Annotated in this window: 13 protein-coding genes; 2 read left to right on the top strand and 11 right to left on the bottom strand. The window is 67.8% G+C overall.

Annotated features, from left to right (window positions below; translation table 11 throughout):
• Positions 1–30 precede the first annotated feature (30 nt).
• Positions 31–2103 carry a ComEC/Rec2 family competence protein gene (locus R2C4_RS09030; RefSeq protein WP_141890376.1) on the top strand — a complete coding sequence of 691 codons (2073 nt, stop codon included), beginning with the start codon at positions 31–33 and terminating at the stop codon, positions 2101–2103.
• On the opposite strand, the gene lexA is transcribed toward R2C4_RS09030, so the two are convergent.
• The 7 genes from lexA to R2C4_RS08995 form a co-directional block, all read right to left on the bottom strand.
• Positions 2097–2801 (bottom strand): transcriptional repressor LexA, encoded by a 705-nt coding sequence (gene lexA, locus R2C4_RS09025; RefSeq protein ID WP_058286963.1) that lies wholly within the window; start codon positions 2799–2801, stop codon positions 2097–2099. The genes R2C4_RS09030 and lexA overlap by 7 nt on opposite strands.
• Before the next feature lie 153 nt (positions 2802–2954).
• Positions 2955–4127: a molybdopterin molybdotransferase MoeA gene (locus tag R2C4_RS09020; RefSeq protein ID WP_141890375.1), complete on the bottom strand. Its 1173-nt coding sequence runs from the start codon at positions 4125–4127 to the stop codon at positions 2955–2957.
• On the bottom strand, positions 4128–4598 hold the full coding sequence (gene moaC, locus R2C4_RS09015; RefSeq protein WP_141890374.1) for a cyclic pyranopterin monophosphate synthase MoaC: 471 nt from the start codon (positions 4596–4598) through the stop codon (positions 4128–4130).
• A gap of 12 nt (positions 4599–4610) precedes the next feature.
• Entirely contained in the window at positions 4611–5423 is an 813-nt protein-coding gene (gene trpC, locus R2C4_RS09010) for an indole-3-glycerol phosphate synthase TrpC (RefSeq protein WP_141890373.1), read from the bottom strand.
• Positions 5420–6091, bottom strand: coding sequence for a uracil-DNA glycosylase (locus R2C4_RS09005; RefSeq protein WP_141890372.1), 672 nt, complete (start codon positions 6089–6091; stop codon positions 5420–5422). Before R2C4_RS09005 ends, trpC begins: the two co-directional genes overlap by 4 nt.
• Positions 6088–7107, bottom strand: coding sequence for an anthranilate phosphoribosyltransferase (trpD, locus tag R2C4_RS09000; RefSeq protein ID WP_141890371.1), 1020 nt, complete (start codon positions 7105–7107; stop codon positions 6088–6090). The genes R2C4_RS09005 and trpD overlap by 4 nt, the downstream gene beginning before the upstream one ends.
• Positions 7104–7685: an anthranilate synthase component II gene (locus R2C4_RS08995; RefSeq protein WP_141890370.1), complete on the bottom strand. Its 582-nt coding sequence runs from the start codon at positions 7683–7685 to the stop codon at positions 7104–7106. Before R2C4_RS08995 ends, trpD begins: the two co-directional genes overlap by 4 nt.
• Positions 7686–7876: 191 nt before the next feature.
• Between R2C4_RS08995 and R2C4_RS08990 the strand changes: the two genes are divergently transcribed.
• Positions 7877–9454 carry a divergent polysaccharide deacteylase family protein gene (locus R2C4_RS08990; RefSeq protein WP_141890369.1) on the top strand — a complete coding sequence of 526 codons (1578 nt, stop codon included), beginning with the start codon at positions 7877–7879 and terminating at the stop codon, positions 9452–9454.
• A gap of 80 nt (positions 9455–9534) precedes the next feature.
• Here the strand turns inward: R2C4_RS08990 and trpE are convergent, their stop codons facing one another.
• The 4 genes from trpE to gpt form a co-directional block, all read right to left on the bottom strand.
• Positions 9535–11046, bottom strand: coding sequence for an anthranilate synthase component I (gene trpE / locus R2C4_RS08985; protein ID WP_141890368.1), 1512 nt, complete (start codon positions 11044–11046; stop codon positions 9535–9537).
• A 15-nt stretch (positions 11047–11061) separates the two neighbouring features.
• The gene (locus R2C4_RS08980) at positions 11062–12903 is read right to left on the bottom strand and encodes a peptidyl-prolyl cis-trans isomerase (RefSeq protein ID WP_141890367.1); all 1842 of its coding nucleotides are present in this window, start codon (positions 12901–12903) and stop codon (positions 11062–11064) included.
• A gap of 118 nt (positions 12904–13021) precedes the next feature.
• A complete protein-coding gene (locus R2C4_RS08975; protein ID WP_141890366.1) occupies positions 13022–14197 on the bottom strand; it encodes an aminotransferase in 1176 nt (391 codons plus the stop codon).
• Between the two features lie 167 nt (positions 14198–14364).
• Positions 14365–14868, bottom strand: coding sequence for a xanthine phosphoribosyltransferase (gpt, locus tag R2C4_RS08970; protein WP_141890365.1), 504 nt, complete (start codon positions 14866–14868; stop codon positions 14365–14367).
• Between the last annotated feature and the right edge of the window lie 10 nt (positions 14869–14878).

Here is a 14878-nt window from a genome sequence, read left to right as displayed (position 1 = left end):
GTCTACCGGGCCAGAAGGCGGGGGGCAAGCATGCGGCTGAGCGCAGCCATCGCAGACCTGCTGCAGGCGCAGCGGGGGCATCTGTTCCCCTGGACCCCAGTATTCCTGGGCACCGGGATCGGGGCCTATTTCAGTTTGAAAAGCGAACCCGGCTGGGCGGTCTATGCCGGCCTTGCGGCGGCTGGGCTGCTGCTGGCCTTGCTTGCGGTGCAGCGGCGGCCCTTGGCGTTCCTGTGCTGGGCGCCGGCCTTTGCGGCCGCGGGCCTGTGCCTGGCGGGCGCCCGCGCCCATTGGGTTGCGGCGCCGGTTCTGGAGTTTCGCTATTACGGCCCGGTGGAGGGGCGGGTGGTCTCGGTGGACCGCTCCCCGACGGACGCGTTGCGGCTGACCCTGGATCAGGTGCGGCTGGACCGTGTTCCCGCCGCAAAAACGCCCGAACGGGTGCGGATTTCCCTGACAGGGCAGGACGCGGTGCCGCCGCCCGGCGCGCTGGTGATGACAACCGCGCATTTGCTGCCGCCACAGGGCCCGGCGGAGCCCGGCGGCTTTGATTTCCGCCGCCATGCCTGGTTCAAGCAGCTGGGCGGGCTGGGATATACCAGAGCGCCGGTGCTGCTGGCCGGAGCACCGGGGGACAGCGTGCCGGTGGAGCGGTTGCGCCGGGCCATGGCGCAGCACCTGCAGCAGCGGATCCCCGGCGAGACCGGCGGGTTTGCCGCGGCCCTCACCGCAGGCGACCGCAGCGGCGTCGGGGAGCAGACGCTGACGGCGCTGCGCCAAAGTAACCTGGCGCATCTGCTGGCGATCTCGGGCCTGCACATGGGGCTGCTCACCGGCTTTGTCTTTGCCGCGGTGCGGGTGCTGTTCTGCCTGGTGCCGCCGCTGGCCCTGCGCTGGCCGGTGCGGAAACTGGCGGCGCTGGCCGCCCTGGCCGCGGGGTCTGGCTATCTGCTGCTGTCAGGCGGCAATGTGGCGACGGAGCGCGCCTTTGTCATGGTCGCGGTGATGCTGGGCGCGGTGCTGCTGAACCGGCGCGCGATCACCCTGCGGGCGGTGGCGCTGGCGGCGCTGATCGTGCTGCTGCGGCGGCCCGAAAGCCTGCTGAGCCCCGGCTTCCAGATGAGCTTTGCCGCGACTGCTGCGCTGGTGGCGGTGTTTGCCGCGCTGCGCGACGGCGGGGTGCCGCTGGGGCCGGGCTGGCTGCGGCCGGTGCTGGCGCTGGTGATCTCCTCCGCCGTGGCGGGCGCTGCCACGGCACCCTTTGCAGCGGCGCATTTCAACACCCTGCCGCACTACGGCCTTTTTGCAAATCTGCTGGCGGTTCCGGTCATGGGCACGGTGGTGATTCCTGCCGCCGTGCTGGCGCTGTGCCTGCTGCCCGCCGGCCTGGAGGGGATCGGCCTGACCGTGATGCAGTGGGGAATGGACTGGATCCTGGGGGTGGCGCGGACGGTGTCCGGGTTCGAGGGCGCGGTGTCCCATGTGACTGCGCCGGACAGCGCCGTGCTGCCGCTGTTTGCCGCCGGCATGGTGTTTGCGGTGATCTGGCAGGGACGGCTGCGGCTCGCGGGGCTGCTGCCCGCGGCTGCGGCGCTGTGGATCTGGAGCGGGGCGGTGCGGCCGCCGGTGATCATCGCCAGCTCCGGCGGGCTGATCGGGGTGATGGAGGCGGAGGGGCGCGCCTTGTCCCGCGCCAAGGGGCAGGGGTTCACGGCTGAGATCTGGCTGGAGAATGATGGCGACGCAGCCAGCCAGCCCGAGGCCGCGGCCCGCTGGAAGGTCCGGGACGGCGCGCTGCCTGTCTGGCACGGCACGGGCGTCCGGCTGGTTCACGCGCCGGGCAAACGTAAACTGTTGCAGGCAAGCAATTGTAAAGAGGGCGATATTGTCGTGTCCACTGTGGCCGCCGCGGTGCCGGCCGGCTGTTTGGTGCTGACGCCGGACATCCTGCGGCAGACCGGCAGTATCGCGGTGCGGCCCGATGGCCGGCTGCTGACAGCCCGCGCAGCAACCGGGATGCGCCTGTGGAGCGGATGGCAGCCGGAAGGCCCGGAAGTGCGCCGCCTGCGCCGCCTGCTGGGCGCGGCGGCGGCGTCTCAGTAAGTGCGGATCAGCCCGACCAGGCGGCCCTGGACCTGGACCTGATCCTCCGGGTATCGCCGGGTTTCATAGACCGGGTTCGCAGCCTCCAGCGCGATCATCCCGCCCTGGCGCTGGTAATATTTCAGCGTGGCTTCCTGGCCTTCCACCAGCGCCACCACGATGTCGCCGTTGTCCGCGGTGTCTGCTTCGCGGATCACCACGATATCGCCGTCGTTGATGCCGGCCTCGATCATCGAGTCGCCTTTGACCTCCAGCGCATAATGCTGGCCGTTGGGGGCAATCATGCCGCCCGGCACCGCCACCTGGTGCGAGACCTGGCTGATCGCCTCAATCGGCACACCGGCCGCGATGCGGCCCATCACCGGCAGTTCAACCGCAGCCTGGCGCATCGGATCTGCCGCCGCGGCGGCGGCGCGGGCACCGGTCTGGCCGCCGTCGATCACGGTGGGGGCAAACCCCTGCGGTTCGGCTTTGCCGCCCAGGCTGTCGGGCAGGCGCAGGATTTCAATGGCGCGGGCGCGGTGGGCCAGGCGGCGGATGAAGCCGCGCTCCTCCAGCGCGGTGATCAGCCGGTGGATGCCGGATTTGGAGCGCAGGTCCAGCGCTTCCTTCATTTCATCGAAACTGGGCGGAACCCCGTCCCGCTGCAGGCGTTTGTGAATGAATTCCAGCAAATCCAGCTGTTTTTTCGTGAGCATCGCCGCTCCCTCCGCGCCTCGTGTAGATGTTTTCTTTTGTTCTACGCATGTTCACGTTTTGTGTCAACATGGCCGCTTACGGTTGTGCCAGATAATGGACACGCCAAAGGCGCGGGCCAGCCGTGAGTGTATTTTTGCAAAGGCGGCGCGATTTCAGATCGGCATGTATTGCACAGGCTCGCCTGCGACGCGGGCGCTGTCCCCGGGCGGGCGGATCAGCAGGGCGTTTGCCTCCGCCAGTACCGTCAGCAGCGAGCTGTCCTGGTCGGGGAAGGCGCGGATGACCCCGTCGGCGGCGCGGGCCCGCATGTAGTGCTCCCGCGGGCCGTTTGCGGCGAGCGGCTCCGCCAGCCGGGCGTTCCGCAGCTGCTGGCCCGCGTCCGGCAGGCCAAGCATCGCCCGGACCATCGGCGCCAGGAAGACGTGGCCGCAGACCATGGCGGACACCGGATTGCCGGGCAGGCCCACCATCGCCGCAGACCCCATCCGGCCCGCCATCAGCGGTTTGCCGGGGCGCATGGCAACCTTGTAGAAACTGCGCTCCATGCCCAGATCCTGGGCCACCTTGCCGACCAGATCGTGATCGCCAACGGATGCGCCGCCAATCGTCACCACCAGATCGGCGCCCGCTGCCAGTCCGAAGGCGGTGCGCAGCGCGCCTTCGGTGTCCTGTGCGATGGGCAGGATGCGGGCGCGGGCGCCAAAGCCCTCCAGCATCGCCTTGAGCCCGAAGGTGTTGGAGGCGATGATCTGGTCCGGACCGGGGTCTGCGCCCGGCATCACCAGCTCATCCCCGGTGGAGATCAGCGCAACCTCGGGGCGGCGGGTGACCGGCACGCTGGGAATGTTCATCGCGGCCAGCAGGGCGACATCCGCAGCACTCAGCAGCCGGGGCGCAGTGACGGTTTCGCCATCGGTGAAATCGCCTCCGCGGGGCCGGATGTTGGGGTTTTCACCGGGGTCATCCGTGATCGTGATAAGATCGCCGGTGCGGCTCACATCTTCTTGAATTACAACGAAATTTGCGCCTTCGGGCACCGGGGCGCCGGTAAAGATGCGCACCGCCTGGCCTGCGCCGGCGCGGCCGTCAAAAGCATGTCCCGCGGCGGCCTCTCCGATCACTTTGAACATCGCGTGCCTCTCGACCTCCGCCGCGTTGACGGCATAGCCGTCCATTGCAGATGCCGAAAAGGGCGGCTGGTCGCGGCGGGCGTGCATGTCCCGGGCCAGAACCCGGCCTGCGGCCTCCGCCAGGGGGACGTCTTCGCTCTCCAGCGGCGAGACCAGCGTTAGAAGATGCGCGAGGGCTTGGCTGACGGGGATCATTTATGCCTCGTACCTGCCTGATTTCCCGCCATCTTTCAGCGTAACACGAATGCCGCCGATCTGCATCGCCTTGTCCGCCGCCTTGGCCATGTCATAGACGGTGAGCGCGGCGGTGGAGACGGCGGTCAGCGCCTCCATCTCGACGCCGGTCTGGCCGGTGGTCTTGACGGTGGCCTCGATCCGGACGCCGGGCAGATCCGGGTCCAGCGTCAGCTCCACCGCGACCTTGGTCACCGGCAGCGGATGGCAGAGCGGGATCAGGTCCGGCGTCTTCTTGGCGCCCATGATGCCGGCCAGGCGGGCCACGGCCAGAACATCCCCCTTCTTGGCGCGGCCTTCTGAAATGATTTCAAAGGTTTCCGGCGCCATAGTGATGTGTCCCTCGGCGGTGGCGATGCGCGAGGTGACCGCCTTGTCCGAGACATCGACCATATGGGCGTCGCCCTTGGTGTCGAAATGGGTGAGGCTCATGGGCTGCCTCCTTTACATCATGCCGGGTGTCAGCGGGTTGGCGAGCAGCGCGCGGGTGGCCGCGGCGACGTCGTCCTGCCGCATCAGGCTTTCGCCGATCAGGAAGGTGCGGGCGCCGTAGCGGGCCATTTCGGCCAGATCCTCAGGCGTGGACAGGCCGCTTTCGCAGACAATGGTCCGGTCGGCCGGCACCATGCGCGACAGGTGCCGGGTGGTGTCCAGCGTCGTTTCGAACGTCTTGAGATTGCGGTTGTTGATGCCCATCAGCGGCGATTTCAGGTTGCAGGCGCGCTCCAGCTCTTCGGCGTCATGCACCTCCAACAGCACATCCATGCCCCAGCCGAAGGCGCAGTCTTCCAGCTCCTGCGCCTGATCGTCGGAGACTGAGGCCAGGATGATCAGGATGCAGTCGGCCCCCAGCGCGCGGGCTTCGGCCACCTGGTAGGTGTCGTACATGAAGTCCTTGCGCAGCGCGGGCAGCGCGCAGGCCGCGCGCGCCTTGGTGAGGAACGCCTTGGCGCCCTGAAAGCTGGGGGTATCCGTCAGCACCGACAAGCAGGTGGCGCCGCCAACCTCATACGCCTTGGCCAGCTCTGCCGGTTCGAAATCCGGGCGGATCAAGCCCTTGGAGGGGCTCGCCTTTTTGATCTCTGCGATCAGCCCGTACCCTTGGCGGCTGGCCTTCATCAGGCTGTCGGCAAAGCCGCGCACAGGGGAGGCTTCGCGCGCCTCGGCCTCCACCGCCTCCAGCGGTTTGGCGGCCTTGTCCGCGGCAACTTCCTCCAGCTTGTAGGCCTTGATCCTGTCCAGCACGTTTTGGGTCATACCGGTGCCTCCGTTCCTGCGTTCCAGTCTATGCCGGCTTCACCGCGGGCGGCGAGCCAATTGTTCACTTTTGAGAAGGGCCGGGACCCAAAAAAGCCGCGCCGCGCCGACAGGGGCGAGGGATGTGCGGTTTTCAAGATCAGGTGATCGCCCGTTTTAATATGTTTTTCAAGCTTCTGCGCCGCATTACCCCAGAGAATGTAAGCGGTGGGGCGTGCGGAGGTCAGCGCCAGCACCTGATGCACCAGATGGTGCCAGCCTAGGTGCTTGTGGCCATTGGCGCTGCCGGCAGGGACCGACAGCGCGGTGTTCAGCAAAAGCACGCCCTGGCGGGCCCAGCCGCGCAGGTCGCCATTCGGGCGGGACACGCCAAGATCGGCCTCCAGCTCCTTATAAATATTGGATAAGGACCGGGGCAGCGGGCGCACGCCGGGGTCCGCCGAAAAGGCTAGCCCGTGGGCATGGCCGGGCGTCGGATAGGGGTCCTGGCCAAGGATCACCACGCGGGTGTCCTCCGGCTGGGTCAGCTCCAGCGCGGCGAACCGCTGAGGCGTGGGCGGCAGGACTTCGTGCGGGTCCGCCTGCAGGGCGGCTTCGATACCGGGCCAGTGCTCCGTGAAAAAGGGCAGGCCGGCCCAGCGGCCCAGCCCTGATGGCAGACCTGTCATGCGGCTGAGGTGATGCGGGCCAGCGCCTCGACCTTGGCCTTGGCGGCGCCGCTGTCGATCGACTCGGCGGCACGGGCCACGCCGTCTTTGAGGTCAGCGGCCTTGCCGGCCACCACCAGCGCTGCGGCCGCGTTCAGCAGCACCGCGTCGCGGTACGCCGAGGGCGTGCCCTGCAGCAGCACCCGGAAGGCCATGGCGTTTTCCGCAGGCGTGCCGCCGACGATCATATCGAAGCCATGCACCGGCAGGCCCGCGTCCTCCGGGTGGAGTTCAACGTCGCGGATGCTGCCGTCTTCCTCCAGCGCGGAGACCCAGCTGATACCGGTGATGGTCAGCTCGTCGGTGCCGTCAGAGCCGTGCACCAGCCAGGCGCGCTCGGACCCCAGAGTTTTGAGCGTCTCGGCCATCGGGCGGATCAATTCGCGGCGGAAGGCGCCGGTCAGCTGGCGCTTCACGCCGGCCGGGTTGGTCAGCGGGCCGAGGATGTTGAAGATGGTGCGGGTGCCCAGCTCTTGCCGGGTGGGCATCACATGCGCCACTGCAGGATGGTGCATCGGCGCCATCATGAAACCGATCCCGGCTTCATTGATCGCTTTTTCAACCACTTGCGGGCCGACCATCACGTTGATGCCCATCTGGGACTGCAGGTCGGCGGTGCCGGATTTGGAGCTGAGGTTGCGGTTCCCGTGCTTGGCCACCACAACGCCCGCGCCCGCAACCACAAAGGCGGTCGCGGTGGAGATGTTCAGGGTGTTCTTGCCGTCGCCGCCGGTGCCGACGATGTCCATCGCGCCGGCGGGCGCCGTCACCGGGTTGCATTTGGCGCGCATCACCGCGGCGGCGGCGGCGTATTCGTCAACGCTCTCGCCGCGGGTGCGCATCGCCATCAGCAGGCCGCCGATCTGGCTGGGCGTGGCCTCGCCCTCAAACAGCAGGGTAAAGGCGGTTTCCGCCTCCTCGCGCGTCAGGGCGCGTTCGGCGGCAGCCCCGATCAGCGGCTTCAGGCGGTCACTCATGCGGGCACCTTCATCACGTCCAGGAAGTTTTTCAGCAGCGCGTGGCCGTGTTCGGACGCGATGGATTCGGGGTGGAACTGGACACCGTGAATCGGCAGGTCTTTGTGCTGCAGGCCCATGATGGTGCCGTCGTCCAGTTCTGCGGTGATCTCCAGGCAGTCCGGCAGGCTGTCGCGCTCCACCACCAGGGAGTGATAGCGCGTCGCTTCAAAAGGCGATGGCAAGTCCTTGAAAACGCCCGTGTTGTTGTGGTGCATCTGGCCCATCTTGCCGTGCACGATCTCGTGGCAGCGCACCACCTTGCCGCCGAAGGCCTGGCCGATGGTCTGATGGCCAAGGCAGACGCCCAGCAGCGGCGTGCCGGTCTCAGCCGCGGCTTCGGTCAGCGCCAGGCAGATGCCCGCCTGATCCGGATCGCACGGGCCGGGCGACAGCAGGATGCCCGCGGGCTTCATCGCCATGGCTTCCTGCACGTTGATGGCGTCGTTGCGGTGCACTTCCATTTCCGCGCCAAGCTCGCCCAGATAATGCACGAGGTTGTAGGTAAAGGAATCGTAGTTGTCGATCAGCAGCAGCATCGTAGCGGGCTCTTTTAAGGGTGGCGGGCCGGGGGCGCGCCGCAGTATAGTGGTCGAAACATACATGTTCAGGGATACGGGGCAGCGTCAAGGGCAGGATAGGCGATTGCGGGAGAGGGCCGGTAACGGGCTCCATCCCTGCAGGCCGGAACGGCGCAGCACGATCATACGGATTGAGAGGCAAAACAGGCATGCGTGGATTTCTGGGCGGCGTGAGTGTCGGGGCTTTGCTGGCCGCAGGCGGGCTGGCGATGCTGTCTTTGTCGGTGCCGCTGCCGGTCAGCGGGCCGGAGGGCCAGCCGGGCGAAGACACGATGGCGGCAGTGCCGCAGCCTGCTGAGGCGCAGCCCGCAGAGGATCGCGCAGCGGCGCAGCCGGAGCCGGCAGTGCATGATCCGGGCGATGCGCCGCAGTTGCCGGATGGCGGCAGGGAAACCGCAGAGATTCCCGGCAACGGCCAGGGGCGGGATGCCGATCTGGTGGAGGCGCAGCCCGCAGGGCCGGCCGCAACCGGCAGCGGCGACGATCTGAGCGCGCTGGCCGGGGCGGATACCGCGCCAGCGGGCAAGCCGGAGGTCGGCCTTGCGGCCACAACGCTGGAGGGCAGCAGCCCGGCGCCGGCCGCCGCCCCGGGGCTGGATCCTGGCGGCCCCGAAGGCCAGCCGCAAGCCGCCCAGCCGGAGCCGCCGCAGGCGCCCGGCAGCGAGGCCGCCGTCATAGCGGCAACAGATCCGGCGCCGGAACCGGAACAGCCCGCGCAGGAGCCCGATATCACCGCCGCCGCGCAGCCGCAGGATGCAGCGCCGCTGCCCGCGGTGGGCCGCGCGCCGGATCCGCAGGCCGCGGCGTCGGTGCTGGCCCCCGATATCGGCGCGGCGCCGCAGGCGACCACGCTGCCGGTGATCGGCGCGGCGCCGTCCGTGCCGGACGAAAGCGCCGATGATGACGCCGTGCCGGCAGAAGACGCGCCGGCAGCTGACGCGCCGCAGCAGGAGGCGCTGGCGCCCCGGATCGGCACGCCGGTGGTGCCGCTGACCGACCGGGACGACGCGCAGGAGATCGCGCTGGCCGCGGCGCAGCCTTTGGACAAGCCGCCGTTCCAGGCGTTTTCCGAACCGTTTTACAACCCGGAAGACCGGCCGCTGATGTCGATCGTGCTGATTGATGACGCAGGCGCTGTCGGAGCAGAGGCGCTGGCGGCGTTTCCCTACCCGCTGAGCTTTGCCATCGACCCCGGCGATCCGGATGCGGCGGCGAAGATGGCGGCGCGCCGGGCGGCCGGCTTTGAGGTGCTGATGCTGGCGGATCTGCCGCGCGCGGCCACGCCGCAGGATGCCGAGATGGCGCTGGAGGTCTGGCGCAGCAGGGTGCCAGAAGCGGTTGCGATCCTTGAGGGCGTGGAGACCGGCGTGCAGGGCAACCGGCCGCTGGCGGACCAGGTGGCGGCGATGGCGGCCGCGGCCGGCTATGGCCTGGTGACGCAGAACAGCGGCCTGAACACGGTGCAGCGGCTGGCGCTGCGCGATGGCGTGCCTGCCGGCGTGGTGTTCCGCGATTTCGACGGAGCGGGCCAGACCCCCAGAGCGATCCGCCGGTTTCTGGATCAGGCCGCGTTCCGGGCCGGACAAGAGGGGTCGGTGATCATGCTGGGCCGGCTGCGCCCCGACACGATCTCGGCGCTGCTGATCTGGGGCCTGGAGGACCGGGCTGCCCGGGTGGCGCTGGCGCCTGTCTCTGCCAGTCTGGAAGCGCAGCTGCCGCCCAAGTGAAACGGCGCCCTGAGCGGGCGCCGTTGCCTCCGGCGGGAGTACTTCGGGAAAGATGAAGCGGCGGCGGGGCCTCTAACGCGTTAGCGGTTGCCGTTGCCGGTGAAGCGGGCCGCATCTGCCGCGGCGCGGCGGATCGCGTTGGATTTGTGGACCGTCTCCATATATTCCGCTTCCGGGTCGCTGTCATAGACCACGCCGCCGCCGGCCTGGATGTAAAGGGTCTGGTCCTTGACGATGGCGGTGCGCAGCGCGATGCACATGTCCATGTCGCCGCCTGCCGAGAAATAGCCGACCCCGCCGCCGTAGATGCCGCGCTTTTCCGGCTCCAGCTCGTCGATGATTTCCATCGCGCGCACCTTGGGCGCGCCGGAGACGGTGCCTGCGGGCATCCCGGCAAAGAAGGCGTCCAGCGCGTCCTTGTCCTCTGCCAGCTCGCCCACGACGTTGGAGACGATGTGCATCACGTGGCTGTAGCGCTCGATGATGAATTTTTCGGTCGGGCGGACGGTGCCGATTTTGGACACCCGGCCGGTGTCGTTGCGCCCGAGGTCCAGCAGCATCAGGTGCTCTGCCAGCTCCTTCTTGTCGGCGAGCAGATCGGCCTCCAGCGCCTTGTCCTCTTCCGGGGTGGCGCCGCGGGGGCGGGTGCCGGCGATCGGGCGGATGGTGACCTCCTGCCCGAAGACGCGGACCAGGATTTCAGGGCTCGCGCCCACCACCTGGAAGCCGCCGAAGTTGAAATAGAACATGAAGGGCGACGGGTTGGTGCGCCTCAGCGAGCGGTAGAGCGCGAAGGGCGGCTGGCGGAACGCTTGCGTCCAGCGCTGCGCCGGCACCACCTGGAAGATGTCGCCTGCGCGGATGTAGTCCTTGGCCTTCTCCACCGCGGCCATGTAGCCCTCCTTGGTGAAGTTCGACTGGGGCGGCGCGACTTCATCGGCGTCGCCAAGGTCGCGGCTTTCGGCGGGCATGGCGCGTTCCAGGTCGCGCACCGCGTCCATCACCCGTTCCGCCGCCTGGGCATAGGCTGCCTTGGCGGTCTGGCCGTCGCTGGCCCAGGCAGGGGAGACCACGGTGACCTCGCCCTTGACCCCGTCCAGAACGGCAATGACCGAGGGGCGCAGCATCAGCGCGTCGGGCAGGCCGAGCGGGTCGGGGTTGACGTCCGGCAGATGCTCCACCAGACGGATCATGTCATAGCCAAGGTAGCCGAAGAGGCCGGCAGCGGCCTGCGGCAGATCGTCGGGCAGGGCAATTTTGCTTTCGGCAATCAGCGCCCGCAGGTTGTCCAGCGGGTTGCCGTCCTGGGCTGTGAAGTCATCCGCATCGAACCGCGCCGAGCGGTTCAGCGCAGACTGCTCCCCGTGGCAGCGCCAGACCAGGTCCGGTTTCATGCCGATGATCGAATAGCGCCCGCGCACCTCGCCGCCGGTCACCGACTCCAGCATGAAGGCGTCCTTCTGGGCGCCGGTCAGCTTGAGCATCAGCGACACCGGCGTGTCCAGATCGGCGGCAAGGCGGGTGTAGACGACCTGGTTTTCACCGGCCTCGTAAGCCTTGGCGAAAGTGTCGAAATCGGGGGTCAGGGCCATGGGTGCTTGCCTTGATTACTGGAAGTTTGCCTGCGCCGCATTCAGCGCCTGCTGGTCGACACGGGGTTCGGCGCGGGCCTGAACGTCCTGCACATAGGCCTCGAACAGCTCCTCGGCCAGGGACTGGTCCAGCTGTGCCTGCAGCGCCTGGGTGAGCAGGGTCATATCATCGCTCTGCTCCGGCGGCAGGATGGCGTCGAGACGCACCACCACAGCCGACTCCGCGTCCTGCACCAGGCGGAAATCGCCGACCTCCATGGTGAAGACCCGGGAGACCAGCGCCTCCGGCACGGTGTCGATATAGGCGGTGCGGGTCAGGCCGGTTTCGGTTTTGACATCAGCGCCTTCGGCAAAGCTGCCGGCCTGTTCAGCCTGGGCCAGAATCGCCTCGCCCTGATCCTTCAGCGCCTTGGCCAGACGGTCCGCCTGCCAGGCTGCGAGGACCTTGTCCTTGGCATCGGCAAAGGGTTCCGGGCGTTCCGGCAGGACGTCATCAAGGCGCAGGGCAAACAGGCTGCCGTCCTCCAGGAAGCCGGCCTCCGGGAAGTCTTCGGCGGTGACGGCAGCGGCGGCCGTGCGGAAGCCCTCGTAGGCGGCGATGCCGTCGCTGGTGTCTTCGGTCCAGTTGATCTGGGCCAGCTCCAGGCCGCTTTCGGTGGCCAGCTCCTCCAGCGTGGCGCCGCCGGCCAGCATGTCGTCAATATCCTCAGCCTGAGTTTCCACCAGACGGCGGGCGCGGTCGGAGGCGAGCTCCTCGATCAGGTCCGGCTTGGCGTCCTCGAAGGTGGTGATCTGCGCCTCCAGACGGCCGTTCACGCGGTAAAGCGCCGGGCCGAGATCGGAGGGCAGGGGGCCTGCCACATCGCCAACCTGCGCCGCAAACACCTCAGTGCCTGCGGCGCCGAGATCACCCATGGTGACGTCGCCCATGTCGGCATCCTGCAGCGTCAGGCCGCGGGCCTCGACCAGGCTTTCAAAGGTGGCACCGCCGGTTTCCAGCTGCGCCTTGGCGCTGGCGGCGGCGTCCTCACTGGCGAAGACCAGACGTTCGACCAGGCGGCGTTCGGGCACCTGGTACTGATCGGCGCGGTCCTCGAACAGGCGCTGAAGCTGGGCCTCGTCCACCTCGATCTCATCCAGCAGCGTGGAGGGGCGCAGGGCGGCGTAGGTGATGACCTTGGTTTCCGGCAGCATGAACTGGTCCTGATTGGCCTCGTAGAAGGCTTGCAGGTCCGCGTCGGACGGCGCCTCGGCGGTCAAGGCAAGATCGGCGGCATTGAGCTGCACGTAAGAGAAGCTGCGGCGGGCGCCGATGAAGCTGGTCAGCGTCTCGGTCAGGGTTGCCGGCATTTTGCTGCCGGACAGCACCGCATTCTGCACCAGGGTGCGGGCGGCCTCGCGGCGCAGGTCGTCTTCGAATTCTTTCTCGGTCAGGCCGGCATTGCGCAGGGCGAACCGGTAGGCCTCGCGGTCGAAGTCTCCGCTGACGTTCTTAAAGGCGTCAATGGCCGACAGTTCCTCGATCAGGTTGTCATCGCCGATCGACAGGCCCAGCTGTCTGGATTCGTGGTCCAGCGCCGCCAGGGAGATCAGCCGCCCCAGAACCATCCGGTCCATGCCAAAGGCGCTCATCTGCGCCATGGTCACCGCCTGGCCGGTCTGCGCCTGCAGGGCGCGCTGTTCGCGCTGCAGTTCCCGCACATAGTTGCCGATGCTGACTTCCTCTTCGCCGACCTGGGCAACGGAGGAGGAGGAGCTGGTGAAATTCACCGCGCCAAATCCGGCAAGGCCGACGATCAGCATCCCCATCAGGATCCAGACAAAGGTTTTGGATAGCTTTTTCATGCCTGCGGCCATGATGCCCTCTTAAGTGTTCTGCTGCGCAAGCGTTTGCCTGGCAGCGGGAAATGCCGCTGACTGAATACGCGGCTGCCCGCAGAGGGGCAAGACGGTTGCGGATCAAACTGCCGGATGATCAGGGGTTAAAGGCCGCAAGGCGGTCAAACAGCGTGCCGATGCCCGTCCTGTCCACATTGGCAAAGGCGATGCGGAACTGGCGGTCGCCGTCGGGGTCGCCTGCCGGCATGAACATTGAGCCCGGCAGCATCAGGATCGAGGCCTCGGCCACCAGCTGCTTCGCGATCTCCTCCGCCGGGGCGTCGAAGGGATGCTTCACATAAGCGAAGTAGGCGCCGCATCCGAGCAGGTTCCAGCCTTTGGCGGCCAGCAGCGGGAAGCCGTCGTCGATCGCGGCGCGGCGGTTCAGGATCTCGTGGCGTTCGCCTGCCAGCCAGCCCTGCAGGTTTTCAATTCCCCAAAGCGCGCCGGCCTGGCCGAGCTGCGAGGGGCAGATTGTGACGGTGTCCAGAAACTTCTCCATTTCGAACATTCGCGCGGCAGAGGCTGCGATGGCGCCAACCCGGTGGCCGGTCAGCCGGTAGGCCTTGGAAAAGGAGTAGAGATGGATCAGCGTGCGGTCCCAGTCCGGCCTCTGGAACAGACCGTGCGGCGCGCCCGCGCGGCTGTCGAAATCACGGTAGGTCTCATCCACAATGAGCGCCAGGCCGCGGTCGCGGGCGAGGCGGAAGAAAGCCTGCACCAGGCCATCGGGGTATTCGACGCCGCAGGGGTTGTTGGGTGTCACCAGCACGATGGCGCGGGTGCGGTCCGTGATCAGCGCTTCGGCCGCTGCCGGGGCGGGCAGCATGCCGTAGCCCACGTGCAGCGGCACGGCGGTGACGCCCGCCATGTCCAGCCACATTTTATGATTGAAGTACCACGGCACCGGAAGGATCACCTCATCCCCTTCGCCGCAGAGGGCGGCGATGGCGGCGGCAAAGGCCTGGTTGCAGCCGGAGGTGATGGCCACCTGCTCTGTCTGCACCTGCGCCTGGTAATGGGTGGAGATCTGCTGCGCCAGCGCCCGGCGCAGCGGCTCATTGCCCAGCACCGGGCCATAGAGATGGGCCGAGACGTCGTTCAGCGCCGCATCGGCCAGCGCCTGCCGCAGCCCTTCCGGCGGGGCTTCGGCCGGGGCGGCCTGGCTCACGTTCAGCAGCGGGCGGTCCGGCGGAAATGCGGCCCCGGCCACCCAGCGGCGCGATTCGACGATGGGCGAGACAAAGGTGGCTTGGGTGCGGGGCAGGGGCATGAGCGGCTCCGGGCTGCGGCTGAGGTGCGGGCGCGCGGGACCGGGCGCCGGCCTATGTCTGGCACGGCCGCCTAGGCAGCTCAAGCGGTAACGGCCGGCACGGGCAGGGCCAAAGAAAAAGGCGCGCTGTAACGCGCGCCTTTGCAGGTTTGTAAGCCGGGGCCGGATCAGTCCTTGCCGCGGTAAGGCTCCACATATTGCAGGGCCATGTCCCAGGGGAAGAAGATCCAGGTGTCCTGGCTTACCTCGGTGATGAAGGTGTCCACCATCGGACGGCCCTTTGGCTTGGCATAGACGGTGGCGAAATGCGCCTTGGGGTACATCTCGCGCACCAGTTCCAGGGTTCTGCCGCTGTCGACCAGATCGTCGATGATCAGCACGCCCTCGCCGTCGCCCATCAGGCTCTCATCCGGGGCTTTCAGCACCTCGGCCTCACCCTGGGCCTGGTGGTGGTAGGAGCGCACCGAGATGGTGTCGACGGTGCGGATGTCCAGCTCGCGGCTGACGATCATGGCCGGCGCCATGCCGCCGCGGGTGATCGCGACCACGGCACGCCAGGCGCCGCTGTCGGGGCCTTGCCCGTCCAGCCGCCAGGCGAGCGCGCGGCTGTCGCGGTGGATTTGATCCCAGCTGATGTGAAAGCCTTTTTCGTGCGGCAAACGGTCAGTCATATTTCTTGCT

Origin of the sequence: Leisingera aquaemixtae (genome assembly GCF_006740765.1) — a bacterium.
Classification (GTDB): domain Bacteria; phylum Pseudomonadota; class Alphaproteobacteria; order Rhodobacterales; family Rhodobacteraceae; genus Leisingera; species Leisingera aquaemixtae.
Note: the sequence above shows the minus strand (reverse complement) of the source record. Positions and strands in the feature narration are given on the sequence as shown.